The sequence below is a fragment of the Paenibacillus sp. V4I7 genome (assembly GCF_030817275.1).
Taxonomy (GTDB): Bacteria; Bacillota; Bacilli; order Paenibacillales; family NBRC-103111; genus Paenibacillus_E.
Genome location: NZ_JAUSZD010000002.1, coordinates 7,494,578 through 7,509,738 on the forward strand (window position 1 = coordinate 7,494,578; position 15,161 = coordinate 7,509,738).

The 15,161-nt window shown below is 45.9% G+C and carries 11 protein-coding genes, 1 pseudogene and 1 riboswitch; of the genes and pseudogenes, 10 read left to right on the plus strand and 2 right to left on the minus strand.

Annotation, left to right across the window (positions count from 1 at the left end):
* Nucleotides 1-2,056, plus strand: a pseudogene (locus QFZ80_RS35045) (ABC transporter ATP-binding protein).
* A 167-nt stretch (nt 2,057-2,223) separates the two neighbouring features.
* Entirely contained in the window at nt 2,224-2,538 is a 315-nt protein-coding gene (locus QFZ80_RS35050) for a hypothetical protein (RefSeq protein WP_307550655.1), read from the plus strand.
* Between the two features lie 545 nt (nt 2,539-3,083).
* Here the strand turns inward: QFZ80_RS35050 and QFZ80_RS35055 are convergent.
* Entirely contained in the window at nt 3,084-3,707 is a 624-nt protein-coding gene (locus QFZ80_RS35055) for an NAD(P)-dependent oxidoreductase (protein WP_307550654.1), read from the minus strand.
* Between the two features lie 242 nt (nt 3,708-3,949).
* Between QFZ80_RS35055 and QFZ80_RS35060 the strand changes: the two genes are divergently transcribed.
* The 3 genes from QFZ80_RS35060 to QFZ80_RS35070 all read left to right on the plus strand — a co-directional run bounded on the left by QFZ80_RS35060 (nt 3,950) and on the right by QFZ80_RS35070 (nt 7,570).
* Nucleotides 3,950-4,117: a hypothetical protein gene (locus QFZ80_RS35060; protein ID WP_307563308.1), complete on the plus strand. Its 168-nt coding sequence runs from the start codon at nt 3,950-3,952 to the stop codon at nt 4,115-4,117.
* Between the two features lie 118 nt (nt 4,118-4,235).
* On the plus strand, nt 4,236-4,949 hold the full coding sequence (rluF, locus tag QFZ80_RS35065; protein WP_307550651.1) for a 23S rRNA pseudouridine(2604) synthase RluF: 714 nt from the start codon (nt 4,236-4,238) through the stop codon (nt 4,947-4,949).
* 260 nt (nt 4,950-5,209) lie between these two features.
* Entirely contained in the window at nt 5,210-7,570 is a 2,361-nt protein-coding gene (locus QFZ80_RS35070) for an S-layer homology domain-containing protein (protein ID WP_307550649.1), read from the plus strand.
* Between the two features lie 156 nt (nt 7,571-7,726).
* Here the strand turns inward: QFZ80_RS35070 and QFZ80_RS35075 are convergent, their stop codons facing one another.
* Entirely contained in the window at nt 7,727-7,888 is a 162-nt protein-coding gene (locus tag QFZ80_RS35075; RefSeq protein ID WP_173184903.1) for a hypothetical protein, read from the minus strand.
* 167 nt (nt 7,889-8,055) lie between these two features.
* Between QFZ80_RS35075 and ilvA the strand changes: the two genes are divergently transcribed.
* The 5 genes from ilvA to QFZ80_RS35100 all read left to right on the plus strand — a co-directional run bounded on the left by ilvA (nt 8,056) and on the right by QFZ80_RS35100 (nt 15,161).
* Nucleotides 8,056-9,312: a threonine ammonia-lyase IlvA gene (gene ilvA, locus QFZ80_RS35080; RefSeq protein WP_307550647.1), complete on the plus strand. Its 1,257-nt coding sequence runs from the start codon at nt 8,056-8,058 to the stop codon at nt 9,310-9,312.
* 61 nt (nt 9,313-9,373) lie between these two features.
* Nucleotides 9,374-9,462: riboswitch (cyclic di-GMP riboswitch) on the plus strand.
* A gap of 87 nt (nt 9,463-9,549) precedes the next feature.
* Nucleotides 9,550-11,088 (plus strand): putative bifunctional diguanylate cyclase/phosphodiesterase, encoded by a 1,539-nt coding sequence (locus QFZ80_RS35085; protein WP_307550645.1) that lies wholly within the window; start codon nt 9,550-9,552, stop codon nt 11,086-11,088.
* A gap of 256 nt (nt 11,089-11,344) precedes the next feature.
* Nucleotides 11,345-12,418: a BMP family lipoprotein gene (locus QFZ80_RS35090; RefSeq protein WP_307550644.1), complete on the plus strand. Its 1,074-nt coding sequence runs from the start codon at nt 11,345-11,347 to the stop codon at nt 12,416-12,418.
* A gap of 129 nt (nt 12,419-12,547) precedes the next feature.
* The gene (locus tag QFZ80_RS35095) at nt 12,548-14,089 is read left to right on the plus strand and encodes an ABC transporter ATP-binding protein (protein ID WP_307550643.1); all 1,542 of its coding nucleotides are present in this window, start codon (nt 12,548-12,550) and stop codon (nt 14,087-14,089) included.
* Complete coding sequence (locus tag QFZ80_RS35100; RefSeq protein WP_307550642.1) at nt 14,082-15,161, plus strand: ABC transporter permease; 1,080 nt, start codon at nt 14,082-14,084, stop codon at nt 15,159-15,161. The genes QFZ80_RS35095 and QFZ80_RS35100 overlap by 8 nt, the downstream gene beginning before the upstream one ends.

Here is a 15,161-nt window from a genome sequence, read left to right on the forward strand (position 1 = left end):
CTGAAACAGACAGGTAAGCGATTATTTCAATACGCAGCGTTATTCAAAAAGCCCCTGCTCATTGCGCTGGTATTCTTATCGATCGCGGTGGCAACGGAGCTGGCAGGACCTTTTATCGCGAGACAGATGATTGATACCCACATTCTCGGTATCGAGAAGCCGTGGTACGAGACTACATCAGCGACGCAAACTAAGAAGGCTGTCCCTTGGGAGGGGACTTTTTATAAGCGAATCGATAACTTTGCAGAAGGTGAGCCGAAGGGGAAGGAGGTTCGCATTTTACAGGTGGGCAGCCAGTTCCTTTGGGTGGATCAGCCGATCGCCTTTGATGGCGTACGCAATCTAGCAGACGAGGGTAAGCTTACAATTACACAGGGGACGGAAAAAGCGGAGTATGCGGTTAAGAAGCTGAGTATTCAAGAGCTTTACACGTTCTATAAACCGGAATTTAACAGTCTAATGAAGCTTGCAGGTTTATATTTGCTGCTAATTATTATTGGAGCAGGCTTTACCTATGGACAGAAGTATTTACTTCAATCGGCGGCGAATCGGATTATTCAGCGCATGAGAAGTGATGTTTTTGCACAAATTCAGCGGCTGCCGATCAACTATTTTGATAATCAGCCTGCTGGTAAAATTGTATCGAGGATTACAAATGATACAGAGTCTGTGAGGGATCTGTATGTTCAGGTGCTTGCGAACTTTTTTACAGGTACGATCTATATCGTAGGCATCATCGCGGCTTTATTCGTTCTAGATTACAGATTGGCTTTATTCACACTCCCGGTTATTCCGCTGCTTTATGTATGGATCATTGTTTACCGTAAATACGCTTCCTTCTATAATCATGAAATTCGGGAACGGATCGGCTCGATCAATGGGATGATCAATGAGGCAATTCAAGGCATGGCGATCATTCAAGCTTTTCGCCGGCAAAAGGAAACGACCCAAGAATTCGAACAATTGAACGATGAATATACGAGATATCAGAATAAATTGCTTAGCTTGAACTCGCTGACCTCTCATAACCTGATGAATGTGGTTCGGAATTTGTTCTTCTTCGGCCTGATCTGGTATGTCGGGGGTAGTTCAATCAACACATTGATCACCGTCGGTGTACTGTACGCTTTCGTCGATTATCTGAATCGGATGTTTCATCCGATGGTCGGGATAGTCAACCAGCTTCCGAATTTAGAGCGTGCTCTAGTATCTTCTGACCGTGTATTCGAGCTGCTTGATGAGCAGGGCATCGACGTGGCTGTGGAGAAAGCGGACCGCTATCTGGGCAATGTGAAGTTCGAACATGTTCGCTTCGCCTACAAAGAAGGGGAGGATGTGCTCAAGGACATCTCCTTCGAGGCCAAACAAGGGCAGACGGTGGCGCTTGTCGGCCATACCGGATCAGGCAAAAGCTCGATCTTGAATCTGCTCTTCCGCTTCTACGATGTGAAGGAAGGCCGGATCACGGTGGACGGCCGCGATGTACGGGAGATGCCCAAACAGCTGCTGCGTCAGCATATGGGCATCGTGCTGCAAGATCCGTTCCTGTTTACAGGGACGATCGCGTCCAATGTCAGTCTGGACGATCCGTCCATCACCCGGGAACGGGTAGAGGCTGCGCTGCGCGAGGTTGGCGCAGATGAGATGTTCAAGAGCTTGCCGCACGGCATCGATGAGCCCGTGATCGAGAAGGGCAGCACGCTGTCAGCTGGGCAGCGGCAGCTGATCTCTTTTGCCCGGGCGCTAGCGTTCGACCCGGCGATTTTGATCCTCGATGAGGCGACGGCATCCATCGATACGGAGACCGAGGCCATCATTCAGGCCGCGCTCGAAGTGCTTTCGAAGGGGCGGACCCACCTTCATCATTGCCCACCGCCTGTCGACGATTAAGAGCGCCGACCAGATTCTTGTGCTCGACCATGGCGAGATCGTCGAGCGCGGCAGCCACGAGGAGCTGATGGAGCTCCTCGGTCGGTACTATCAGATGTACCAGCTGCAGCAGGGACATCCGGAAACGGCATCGGCCGCTGAGAGCGAAGTGCGTAGCGGCCGGTAGATTGGCCAGGAGACAAGGGACGCGGGTTTCCGTCGTCCCTTGTTTTTCGTCCGTAAGCTCAACTACACCACCATTTCGTGGACGAAGCTCATTAACAAGGCTAAAGACTATCTGTCGGCGCTATGCTACAATAAGTAATATTTCCCTATTTGAAATGGAGGAGCATCATGCGTCCAGAAACGATTCGATTGTTAAACTTACTACAGCTGCTGTCCGAAATTGCTATTGCTGTCGGATACTTGATTGGTCTTATTCCGTTTGTATATTTGTGGTCGTGCGCGTGGGTGATTCCCCTCGTGTTCGTCAACTTGGTCTTTGCCATACTTACAAGCAATGGGACCACAACAAAGACGGTCATCAATATTGTTATGGCTTTCTTGAGTTTTATCCCTGTTGCGGGGTACCTTTTCCGCGTGATTGGGATTGTTATTTCGTGGATCAACATCCAGGCATTGGCGAAGGGAAGAAGCAGAGGTTACTAGTTGTTCGTATAACAAAGACGGATGGACGCCGGTTTAACTGGCTTCCATCCGTTTTTATTTGGGTTAGGGGGTAAAGTGACGAAACTTACCTTATTTAGGATAGTTAGCTGCAGATATTAGCTAGGCTAAGTGAAATTGTAGATATGCATAATCGTTCGGTCAGTAAGTATGTTTTTCTAGCGTTTTGTTAGCAGCTTTTTGAAGAAATGGAGAATTGGAAAGGCAAGTTGTACTGCGTACAACAATTTCTTTGATTTCTTCTTGGCATGCTAAGAATGTTGTATATTCTACAATAATTTCGCCCGTTTATAGCCTATAGAGCTACTTTAGGCAAAATTGTTTATTTCTTGCAACAATCGCGTGGACAACAGCGGATTAGCTTGCCTAAAGTTGTACTTTGTACAACTTTACACGGATAAGTAAGCATAAGCATTACCTCTCAGGGCCTAATTTGCGTTGCATCAACCTTTATATACACACTCAACCAAGGACGGCGCAAGTCGTTTTTTTGTTTGATTTTTGTTTGTTGTTTATTTTGATAACCCCTAGTAAGCAATCCCCACACGACAGCACACATACTCGCCCTCGAGAGCGACTCGATACGTGAAAGCCGCGGTGTCGCCCACGGAGATGGACATCCCGCCTTCGGGCAAGTAGTCCCGCTCAGCGCGGTACTGCCCCTGTGGCTCGCCGTCGGGTAAGTAAGTTGGACAGACGACTGTCCAACTTAAGCCCGAGGCGGCGAGCTGCTCCCACGCCTTGCGATGCTCTTCGGCGGCTCGTGTAGAGGAGCGCCGGGAGTCCGGCGCCTCATAGCGCAGCAAGCCGGGATGCTCTCTGCTTTGCAGGATGCCGGCTGTACCGACAGTGACTATTCGGCTTAAGCCTTGTGTTTTCATAGCCTCTATAAGTAGAGGCGTAGACTCGGTCAGCACCGTGCCGCCATCGGTGCCAAGGCAGCTTATGACCAGCTCCGCCCCTCGTAAGGCAGCATGTAGATCTTCTCCATTACGAGCGTCCCCTTGAAGTAGGGTTAAGCTTTCGGAGTGAATCCCCGTCAGCTTCTCCACGCTTCGAACGAGTGCTGTGACTTCGTGTCCGTCCGCTAGCGCTTTTTCCAAAATTCTTCTTCCTACTCTACCTGTGGCTCCTAGTATGAGAATTTGCATGATAGGACCTCCTTGTTACGTTAATGGTTGTCATTATTATACGCTTATCACACTCGGGGAGGAAATTTCCTCACATACCAAAAAGGATCTCGTGCTCGTATCCTCTTAACTTAATTGATTCATCCGTCCTGACCTCTTTATTCAGACGGGGCAGAATTCCCTTTGTTTGCGGCGGCCTGGGATTAGCGATTCCGGTTCCGTATGGATGAGAGGCGGTTTTGCGGCTGCTCTGAATTTTATGGGTGGCGAATACGTTTGGTTTGCGGGTAGCCATTCCTGCAGGTACAGGCGGTTTCAAAGCAGGAGGGGTTACAGGAGCTGCTCCTAAGGGAAACTATGCTTATGTTCGGCCTTTAACGGAAGGTCAACGAAAGCAACTACGTATCGTTCGCGCCGCATCGCCGAAATAGATCTTTTTCTGCAAATATGTCCCATACATCGATCCTTTTGAACGCTACTTGAACCGAGTGAGCGAATCCAGCATAATAGTAGGTACTTGATTACGGCATAGAAGGGAATTTCCCAAGCATGAGAATTAATAAATTTATTAGCGAAACCGGTGTTTGCTCCAGACGGGAAGCGGACAAGTGGGTAGAGGCGCAGCGAGTTACGATTAATGGCGAGGTTGCCGGACTGGGGAGTGTCGTTGGCCCTGGGGATGAGGTTCGGATCGACGGTCGACCGATTGGCGAGAAGAAGGAACATGTTTATATTGCACTCAATAAGCCTGTAGGGATCACAAGTACTACTGAAGCGCATATCAGAGGTAACATTGTTGATTTCGTTGGGCATTCGGAGCGTATTTTCCCAATAGGTAGACTGGATAAAGATTCCGAAGGGCTCATCCTTTTGACCAATAACGGAGATATTGTGAACCAGATTCTGCGAGCGGAGAACAACCATGATAAAGAATACATCGTGACGGTGAACCGGCCGATTACACCGATGTTTTTGCAAGGAATGGCTAGTGGGGTCCGAATTTTGGGCACGATGACGAAGCCGTGTGAGATAACCCAAGTTGGCGACCGCGTTTTCCGAATTATTCTCACGCAAGGGCTTAACCGGCAAATTCGCCGGATGTGCGAAGCGTTTGGGTATCGTGTGGTACGTCTGCAGAGGGTTCGGATCATGCATATCCATCTGGGCAATTTGAAGGTTGGCAAATGGCGGAATTTGACGCAAGGTGAAATGCAGGATTTAATGCACACACTTAGCAAAGAGAACACCCAATCAAGATCATAATGGCAGTAAATTTTACACATGTTTGTGCATTCGATAAAAGGGTGCTCAGATATGTGTTTTTTGTTGAGTAATCCGAGTTTTTTAGCTATAAACCGTTTCGATCTAGTGACATTTCGTGTAAATAAAAATATATAGTCGTTATCGAGTTTCTAAAGCAACTTTTTTCCAGTTTTACACGTCAAGGATTATTATGGAATCTCTATGTTTTAAAGCTTTAAAGCTGTCTTTTAGAACGTAAAACGTTGAGGAGGAAGATGACTTTGAAATTAATCAAACAAGCAGGAACATGGGTACTCGCTTCGACACTGCTGCTCACTGCTGCGCCTGGGGTTTGGGCGGCTGAAGATGCTGTAGGAAGCACGTCCATTTCACTCCCTGTATCTCCCGGTAAAGAGGATAAGCAGCTGGATGCCAAAATTACCAAAGAACAAGCCATTGAACGAGCTAAGACCTATATAACGCTGCCGGAAGGCTATACGTTTCAATCCATCAGTCTGAACACTTATTACAGCATGAATGGCCGAAATTTCCCGACGTGGAACATTAATTACACCAAAATAGTCAAAGATCGGCATTACGGCTCTTTAAATGTATCGATTAACGGCTTGGACGGAACGCTGACCTCTTATTCCATGAATGATAATGACCCTGACCACAAACCTAGCTATCCACCGAAGGTGGATTTCAAAGCTGCCAAGGAAGTAGCTTCTGCCTTTATAGGCAAAGTGAATCCAGATAAGCAGAAGGTGCTTGTTTACAATGATTCTGAGGAGAACGCATATCGTACACCGCTGAATGGTAATTATCAGTACAATATTCGGTTCGATCGATCTGTTGGCGGTGTGCCTTTTGCTCTGAATGGTATCAATGTGGTCGTCAATGGGGAAGGACAGGTTACGAATTATAACTACAATTGGGATGACAATGTCACGTTTCAGCAGAATGTAACGCCGATTACTAAGGATAAAGCTGCCCAAATGTTCCGCGACAAGGCGAATTTGTCTTTGCAGTATCAGATTCCTTACGGTGCCAAAGGAAAGAAGTTGCCCATTATTTCTTACATGCTGGGCGCCTTCTCTTTGAATGCTGAAACCGGTGAGATCTGGAGCCCAGTCAAAGGGATGGAAGGAGCTGAGGGGAATAAGCCGTTAACCGACAAGCCATTGGCTGCTAAGCCGGCAGCTACCTTGGACCTGACGAAGGAAGAGGCTGTGAAGAAGGTAACAACCGTTTTCAATCTATCCTCCGACTATAAACTCCAAGAAGCATCCTATAATGAATCGACCAACCCTGAAACAGGGGAAACCAGTTCGAACTGGAATTTAAGTTGGAATGAAGCCTCTGAGAAGGATTCCAAAGTTAAAATCGTCGGCAAAGGCGCATGGGCTAGCGTGAATAGCAAGACGGGAGAGATTACGAATTTTAGCAGCTACATCCCTTACGGTCCTGAAGACAATAAAGATATAGAGGGTAAAATTGCTCTGGAAGATGCGATAACAACAGGTGTTGATTTTGTGAAAAAGCAGCTTCCTTCTTACACCGATCAGTTGGTACTTCAAGTACAGGCGGCTAAAAATTATTCGGAAGATCAACTGAAACATATGCGCAATTGGGATATTAGTTTTAAGCGAGTAATTGATGGCGTAATTGCCGGAAATGAAGAAGTAACGGTAAGCATCGATCGTGTGACCGGCCAACTTGTTGGGTATCACTTCTCCATCAGCAATCTGCCATATCCACAGCAAAAGCCGCAGGTGCTGGCCATTGATAAAGCCAAGGATCTTTGGCTTGCACAGTTTGACATCAAGTTAAATTATGTGGTGGAAGGCAGCGGGTTCACCGGTGGAATTCCACTGGAGAAATACAGAGTGATGATGGCAGCTGGGGATGTCCCACAATCCATGGATCTGAAGGCAGACGGGAAACTAGATGCCAAGCTTGTCTATTCACTCGTTCCCAAATTCAACCGTGAACCTTTCCTCTTGGATGCGCAAAACGGTCAATGGCGGAATAGTGAAACGGGTGAAGTGATTTCTTTGGATAAAGTGACAGTAAGCGACATTGACAATCACTGGGCTAAAAATGAGCTTCAGCTTATGCTCGATTATCAAGCGCTGGATGTGAAGGATGGCAAAGTGAATCCGGATCAAACCATTCAACGTGGCGAGTTAGTCAAAATGCTCGTTATTGCCATGAATGGCGGTAACGGTGGTATTTATTACGGGGCAGAACGGAAGGCATCTTTTGCCGATGTGAGCAAATCTTCTCCTTATTTTGCGTATGTCGAAAATGCGGTTGATCGCGGTTTGCTAGATGTAGGTGCTGAATTTAATCCAGAAGCTGCGATGAATCGGGAAGAAATGGCACAGTTAATCGTGAAGGCGCTTGGCTACAAGAGCTTGACGAAGTTCGATGGGATCTTCAATGGCAATTTCGCAGATGCTGCTAAGCTTAAGAATGTTGGTGATGCAGCTATTGTGGTGGGGCTGAATATTATGTCTCTGAACGATGGACAATTTATACCTCAACAAGAAGTGACGAAAGCACAGGCGGCCAGTGCCTTCTACCGTTTCTTGCAAAGACGGTCTGAGCTGCAGGAGCAGCCTCGTTACTATTACTAAATAAGTGGTTGAGGGGAGTTGGCAAACACCTCTCCTAACAAATACAAGAAGCCTCTAATCCACTTGTTAGTGGGTTTGAGGCTTCTTGTGGTTGTGCTAGCTCCAGATGTGATCGTACCCTCATTGATGAGGACACAACACAACTTACGTCCTAGCTTAGAACATTGGAAATACATAACGAACTAGGAAATACAGAACACCGAAGATGATGACGATGTAAGCCGCATATTTGATGAAAGTAGAAGCAACTAAACTGGAATCCGATTTTTTCTCCACATGGCGTTCTTCGATATCGATATTGCGAGGCTGCGTCGACATTTGAATCACTCCTTTGAAGTTGTATTGCTATGTAATACCCTGCTGGGCATGAAGTGAAACATAGGATAAAGCTATACCAATATTATTTTCGTACAGGCGGGCAGAGTTGTGCTACAATAATCTTTAAAACTTTAATAGCACAATGTGGAGAAAGGAAGTAAGAGAAAATGGTTGTTTCCAGTAAAGTAGGTTTGGAAGATATTATTAGGGCCAATCATGTGCTCAGCAGGGTGATCGAACCATCGCCTTTGCAACGCAATGAGCTGCTCTCTAACTTGTATGAATGCAACGTTTATCTTAAACGTGAAGATATGCAAATTGTTCGTTCTTTCAAAATTCGCGGAGCGTATAACGTGATCCAAAGTTTAACACCGGAGGAACGCGAAGCGGGTGTCGTGTGTGCGAGCGCCGGCAATCATGCGCAGGGTGTGGCTTATTCCTGTAAACAGCTTGGTATTGAAGGAAAAATCTTCATGCCAACGACAACGCCTAGACAAAAGATTTCCCAAGTTAAGCTATTTGGCGGATCTTTTGTTGAAGTTATTCTCACAGGTGATTCATTCGATGATTCGTCTAACCATGCCAAAGCCTACTGTGCTCAAGAGAATAAGGTGTTCATACACCCCTTCGATGATGTCCGTACGATTGCCGGGCAAGGCACAGTTGGCCTCGAGATTTTGAATCAAATGCCCGAATCTCCTGATTTCATCTTCGCAACAATTGGTGGTGGTGGCCTTGCAGCGGGAGTTGCGACGTATGTGGATAGTGTTTCTCCACGTACACGTATTATCGGTGTTGAGCCAGAAGGCGCGGCAAGTATGACGGAAGCGCTCAAGCAGGGGAAGGTCGTGACCTTATCTACGATTGAGAAGTTTGTAGACGGCGCAGCTGTAAAGCAGGTCGGCGAGCTTACCTTTGACATTTGCAAAGAAAAGCTGGAGGATATCGTAATTGTTCCTTCCGGCAAGGAATGTACAACCATTCTGGAGCTTTACAACAATAACGCGATTGTCATTGAGCCCGCTGGCGCACTCCCGGTTTCAGCACTTGATACCTATCGGGAGCAGATTCGCGGTAAGAATGTAGTCTGCATCATCAGCGGCGGCAACAATGACATTGACCGTATGCAGCAGATTAAAGAAAGATCACTCGTGTATGAAGGCTTGAAGCACTACTTTATTCTTAATTTTCCGCAGCGTGCTGGGGCATTGCGCGAATTTCTAGAAGAAGTCTTAGGACCCACAGACGACATTACCCGATTTGAGTATACGAAAAAAAATAACAGGGACGATGCTCCGGCGCTGGTCGGCATTGAGCTCAAAAATAAAGATGATTATGAGGGGCTTATTGAGCGCCTATCCCAGAAGGATTATGGCTATATAGAAATAAATAAGGATCCCAAGCTCTTTAATTTGCTTATTTAAGGAAAATTAGCCAAATGCGGAATGGATATGATATAGTTAATTAGTCCCATGAATTCCCTTAATATCGTAAAGGCAAACTTATCGAAAGGTAAGGACGCAAAGCTGCAGGTCTAAGGTTGCCTTTGCAACAATGATGGCTGGGCTGCCGACAGGTTGCAGTTTACCTAGACAGGTACACCTACGGCTATTCCGATTCGGAATAGCCTTTTTTCTCATATCAGATAAGGAGGTTCAAGAATGAAAGGCATACTTTCTAAGTGGATACAGCATATGAAAGCGCAAACGTTGGTCTATCTGGGCGTGCTGGGCTTCTTTTTGTTGACCATTAATCTACTTGCTGCTTCTTCTTTCTCCTTTTCGCCTTACGTTTTCATTAGTATGCTTGTTCAAGCACTAATCTGTCTATTTTTTGCGAAGAGTGTAGGGCAACTGCTTCTTACTAGTAGAGAGCAGGAAGAAAAGAGCAAACAACTAGCCTTTCTGGCGTATCACGATACATTGACAGGATTACCCAATCGCCGATTGTTTAATGACCGACTGGAGCGGGCACTCCTGCATGCGCAACGCAATGAACAGCTGGCGGCTGTTATGTTCTTGGACATGGACCGATTCAAGGATGTCAACGATTCATTAGGTCATGCTTATGGTGATCGTTTAATTCGCCTTGCAGCAGAACGTTTGCTGAGCTGCCTGCGGGGGTCGGATACGGTGTACCGACAAGGTGGCGACGAGTTTACTATTTTACTAGAATCTTTTGCAAAGCCTGAAGATGCAAGAGTTGTAGCTTCCCGAATTCAAATGGCTCTGGAAGAGCCTTTTATCCTAGATGGAATGCCTGTAACCATAACAGCTAGTATTGGGATAGCATTGTATCCGTTAGACGGTATGCTGCCTGAGCAGCTCATGGCGTATGCAGATGAAGCGATGTATACGGCCAAAAACAGAGGACATAACCAGTTCCAATTCTATGCTTCTGACATCGATGCCATGGTGAAGAGCAAAGCTCACATGGAGAAAGAGCTTCGATCGGCCTTAGACAACAATCGGTTTGAAATCCTATATCAGCCTCAATATGAAATAACAAACCGGAAATTAATCGGAATGGAAGCGATCATTCATTGGAGCAAGGGAGACGCCCTCCTCGCATCCAGTATGGATTGGAAGAAAGCGGCCGAGGAAATGGGGTTCATGTTACCCATCGGGAAATGGGCTGTACGAACGGCATGCAGACAGATGAGAATCTGGCAGGATGAGGGCTACGCACCGCTGAGAATGACCCTAGCCGTAACGGCTTCACAGTTTAAAGATGAGCATTTTATTGAGGAAATTGCCGTTGTTTTGAAAGAGACAGGTATAGATCCGATGTTGGTGGAACTGGACCTTACGGAAAGTATCACATCTTCCAATGTACAAGAGGCTAGCGAGAAATTGATTATGCTGAAGAAGTTCGGTGTACGTATCGTTATGGATGACTTGTGTACAGGTTTATTTACACGAAGCGGGCTCGAAGGTATGCCGCTCGATAGCGTTAAATTGGATAGCACATTGATCCGGGATTTGGTAGACGACGATGAGAATCAGCTGCTGGCTGCTGCCATTATTCGTATGGCTCACCGTCTAGGTCTAAATTTAATTGCAAAAGGTGTCGAAACAGAGGAACAGCTGGAGCACTTAAGACTTTTGCAGTGTACGGAAGTGCAAGGAGTGCTGTTTAGCAGCCCTTTAGGACCCGAACAATTCCTGCGACTTATGAACGATAAAATTAACAAAGGGTAATCTAGATTTTATTAACCAGTGGTAGTATAATAAATAATTGGGGCTTGGAACCTATATTGTAGGGGCTTACAAAAAGACCATGTCAACTTGTATGACATAACGAATTATGTTATTTTGCTGGTGTATCGCTTTTCTCATAGGTTTCAAAATGATACACTCATCTATAGGCAGTCTTACATAATTTAACTAATTGTGGTCAACCTACAATGTGAGATTTCATGGTTTTAAATTAAATGATCTTATGGGGGTAATAATCATGAAGAAAATGCTTTCAACAGCTCTTATGGCTGTAACGGTTTCTGCATTAGCTCTTTCCGGCTGTGCCAAAAAAGAAGAAACGAAACCGGCGGCTTCAGCAACTCCGGCTACTACTGCAGCGGCAACAGCTTCAGCGGCGCCAAGCAACACCAGCGGTAAAGACTTCAAAATCGGAATGGTTACCGATATTGGTGGCGTCAACGATAAATCTTTTAACCAAAGCGCATGGGAAGGCTTGAAGGCTCTTGAGAAACAAACAGGAGCGAAAGTGAAAAACCTTGAATCTAAAGGCGATGCGGATTATACACCTAACTTAAACCAATTCGTTAAAGACGGTTACAACCTGACTTGGGGTATCGGCTTCTTGATGGGTGATGCACTTAAAACAGTAGCAACACAAAACCCAAATGCTAAATTAGCGATCATTGATAATGTTGTTGAAGCTCCAAACGTTGAGTCCGTAACGTTCTCAGAGCAAGAAGGTTCTTACCTTGTTGGTGTGGTTGCAGGTCTAACAACTAAATCGAACAAAATCGGTTTTGTTGGGGGTATCGACATCCCGGTTATCAAACGTTTTGAAGCTGGTTTCGTAGCTGGTGTTAAAGCGGTTAATCCAAATGCCAAAGTACAAATTAACTATACAGGCGCTTTCGATAAGCCTGACCTTGGTAAAGCAGCAGCAGCAACCATCTACAACGATGGCGCTGATGTCATTTTCCACGCAGCTGGTTCCACAGGTAATGGTGTGTTCAACGAAGCAAAAGACCGTGCGAAAAACGGTAAAAAAGTTTGGGTTATCGGCGTAGATAAAGATCAATCCCTTGAGTTCGGTGATGAAGTAACACTGACTTCCATGTTGAAACGTGTTGACACAGCGGTTGCTCGTGTATCCAAAGATGTTATTGACAACAAATTCCAAGGTGGTAAAGTCGTTACACTTGGTCTTAAAGACGATGGCGTAGGCCTTCCTGAAACTTCCAAGAAAAACGTAACACCTGAAATCTTGAAAAAAGTTGACGAGTTCAAAGCAAAAATTATTAGCGGCGAAATCAAAGTTCCTGAAAAACCTTAATGCAGGTATAAAAGTCGTAGCGGTTACGAACGATATGTGTACTTCTGTTCAAACAAGGCTAGTTATAATAACTAGCCTTGTTCTTTAGTTTTAGAGGTAATTAAAAAAATTGATCCTTAGGGTGATCTGATGAATGAAGTAGTCCCTGTTGTTGAACTTAGCAACATTACGAAGCGGTTTCCAGGAATAGTGGCGAATGATGCCATTAGCTTAAAGCTGATGAAGGGTGAAATTCATGCCTTGCTTGGCGAAAATGGTGCGGGTAAATCAACACTAATGAACATTGTGTTCGGACTTTATCAGCCGGATGAAGGCAATATTAAAGTGCAAGGCAAGGAAGTATTTATCGATAGCCCGAATCGTGCTATCGAGCTTGGCATTGGTATGGTGCATCAGCATTTCAAGCTGGTTCAACCATTTACCGTGACAGAAAACATCATTTTGGGTATGGAGCCCAAAAAAGGGTCCAAAATTGATTACAAAACAGCGCAAGACAAAGTACGCAAGTTATCGGAGCAATATGGTTTGCGTGTGGATCCAAAAGCGAGAATTGAAGATATCTCCGTCGGTATGCAGCAGCGTGTGGAAATATTGAAAACGCTGTATCGCGGCGCCGATATTCTTATTTTTGATGAGCCTACAGCAGTACTAACGCCGCAAGAGATTAGTGAATTGATGGTGATTATGCGCAATCTTGTGAAAGAGGGCAAATCCATCATTCTCATTACACATAAGCTGAAAGAAATTATGGAGATTGCCGATACCGTGACGATCATTCGTCGGGGCAAAGTGATTGATTCGTTGGAAATTTCGGAGACGAATCCACAGATTCTGGCGGAGAAGATGGTCGGGCGCGACGTTTCCTTCAAAGTGAACAAGCAGGAAGTGAAGCTTGGAGAACCCGTACTTCAGGTGAAAGAACTAGTTGCGCGTAACCAGCAGGGTTTGCCTGCTCTGAAGGGGCTTAACTTTGAGGTGAAAGCCGGAGAAATCCTGGGGATCGCCGGCGTTGATGGCAACGGGCAGAGTGAATTAATCGAGGCATTAACCGGGTTGCGTTCCATTGATAGCGGTCGTGTGCTGCTGATGGGAAGCGATATTACTAACCATACGCCGAGAGAAATCTCTGAGGCTGGATTGTCGCATATTCCTGAGGATCGGCACAAGCACGGACTCGTACTCGATTTTACAATGAGCGAAAACATGGTGCTGGAAACGTATTTTCATCCTGCCTATAACAAAGCTGGTTTCTTAAATTATGAAGCGATCGATCGCCATGCGGAAGCGTTAATTAAGCAGTTCGACGTTAGAACGCCAAGTATCTACAATAAAGCGCGATCCTTGTCGGGTGGTAATCAGCAAAAGGCGATTATTGCCAGGGAAATATACAAAAACCCCAATCTTCTCATTGCCGCGCAACCAACGCGGGGATTGGATGTCGGTGCAATCGAGTTCGTGCACCGTCAATTGATCGAGCAGCGGAACAAAGGCAAAGCGGTTTTGTTGATTTCTTTTGAGCTGGATGAAATTATGAATGTGTCGGATCGCATTGCCGTCATCTATGAAGGACAGATTGTGGGAGAAGTACTGCCGCAGGAGACGAACGATCAAGAGATTGGTTTGCTTATGGCTGGCAGTAAGCGCACAGAGAAAGGAGCTGCTCATGAATAAGGTTGCTCGTATTTTTACAAGTGAATCAGCGGTGAATCCGATCGTGGCGATTCTACTTGGGCTGTTATTCGGAGCGCTCGTTATGCTGGCAGGTGGATATAATCCGTTAGCTGCCTATGGAGCGTTATTTTCTCGGATTTTCGGTAATTCGTATGATATAGGGGAATCCATTCGTGCGATTACCCCTCTTATTTTGACGGGATTATCCGTTGCATTCGCATTTCGTACAGGCTTGTTTAATATCGGTGCCGAAGGGCAATTCGTCATGGGTATGACGGGGGCTACATTTATCGGTGTCAAATTGACAGGTCTTCCGTGGATTATTCATGCTCCGTTAGCTGTTATCGTCGGTGCACTTATTGGTGGATTGTGGGGGGCTATTGCGGGCTATTTGAAAGCAAAGCGTGGAGTTAATGAAGTTATTTCAACGATTATGTTGAACTGGATCGCTTTGTTCCTGTCGAATTATATTATTAATCAATTTCTTCTGGAGCCGAAGCAGCAGCGCTCCTACATGATCCAAGACTCGGCATCTCTAAGCATCACATGGCTATCAGCTCTGCTGGATAATGCGAGGATGCACTGGGGGACACTCATTGCGATACTAGCAGCGGTTGTATTCTACATCATCTTGTGGAAAACGAAGCAAGGCTACGAGCTGCGTGCCGTTGGTCATAACATCGATGCCGCGAAATATGCCGGAATGAATGTGAAGAAGAACATTATTAAAGCCATGTTTATCTCTGGCGTGTTTGCCGGGCTTGCGGGCGTGTTTGAAGTCCTTGGTGTATTCCACTATCAAGTTGTTTCAGCAGGCTTCCCAGGTTACGGGTTTGATGGGATTGCGGTATCCCTGCTAGGTGCTAACAATCCAATCGGGATTGTGCTCGGGGCCGCACTGTTTGGTGGATTGTCTTACGGTTCAGCAGGAATGAGTTTCGGAGCTGATGTGCCGCCGGAGATTATCCGTATTGTCATCGGTTCGGTTATCTTCTTCGTCGCAACCCAAGGTATCGTTAAATGGGTGCTCATCCCATTCTATAGTAAACGCAAGAAAGAGAGGGCTACGTAA

Excerpts from the sequence above, each read along its gene's own strand:
- QFZ80_RS35050 (WP_307550655.1), top strand. The coding sequence starts at position 2,224 with ATGCGTCCAGAAACGATTCGATTGTTAAACTTACTACAGCTGCTGTCC.
- QFZ80_RS35100 (WP_307550642.1), top strand. The coding sequence starts at position 14,082 with ATGAATAAGGTTGCTCGTATTTTTACAAGTGAATCAGCGGTGAATCCG.
- QFZ80_RS35055 (WP_307550654.1), bottom strand. The coding sequence starts at position 3,707 with ATGCAAATTCTCATACTAGGAGCCACAGGTAGAGTAGGAAGAAGAATT.
- rluF (WP_307550651.1), top strand. The coding sequence starts at position 4,236 with ATGAGAATTAATAAATTTATTAGCGAAACCGGTGTTTGCTCCAGACGG.
- QFZ80_RS35090 (WP_307550644.1), top strand. The coding sequence starts at position 11,345 with ATGAAGAAAATGCTTTCAACAGCTCTTATGGCTGTAACGGTTTCTGCA.
- QFZ80_RS35075 (WP_173184903.1), bottom strand. The coding sequence starts at position 7,888 with ATGTCGACGCAGCCTCGCAATATCGATATCGAAGAACGCCATGTGGAG.
- QFZ80_RS35085 (WP_307550645.1), top strand. The coding sequence starts at position 9,550 with ATGAAAGGCATACTTTCTAAGTGGATACAGCATATGAAAGCGCAAACG.
- ilvA (WP_307550647.1), top strand. The coding sequence starts at position 8,056 with ATGGTTGTTTCCAGTAAAGTAGGTTTGGAAGATATTATTAGGGCCAAT.
- QFZ80_RS35095 (WP_307550643.1), top strand. The coding sequence starts at position 12,548 with ATGAATGAAGTAGTCCCTGTTGTTGAACTTAGCAACATTACGAAGCGG.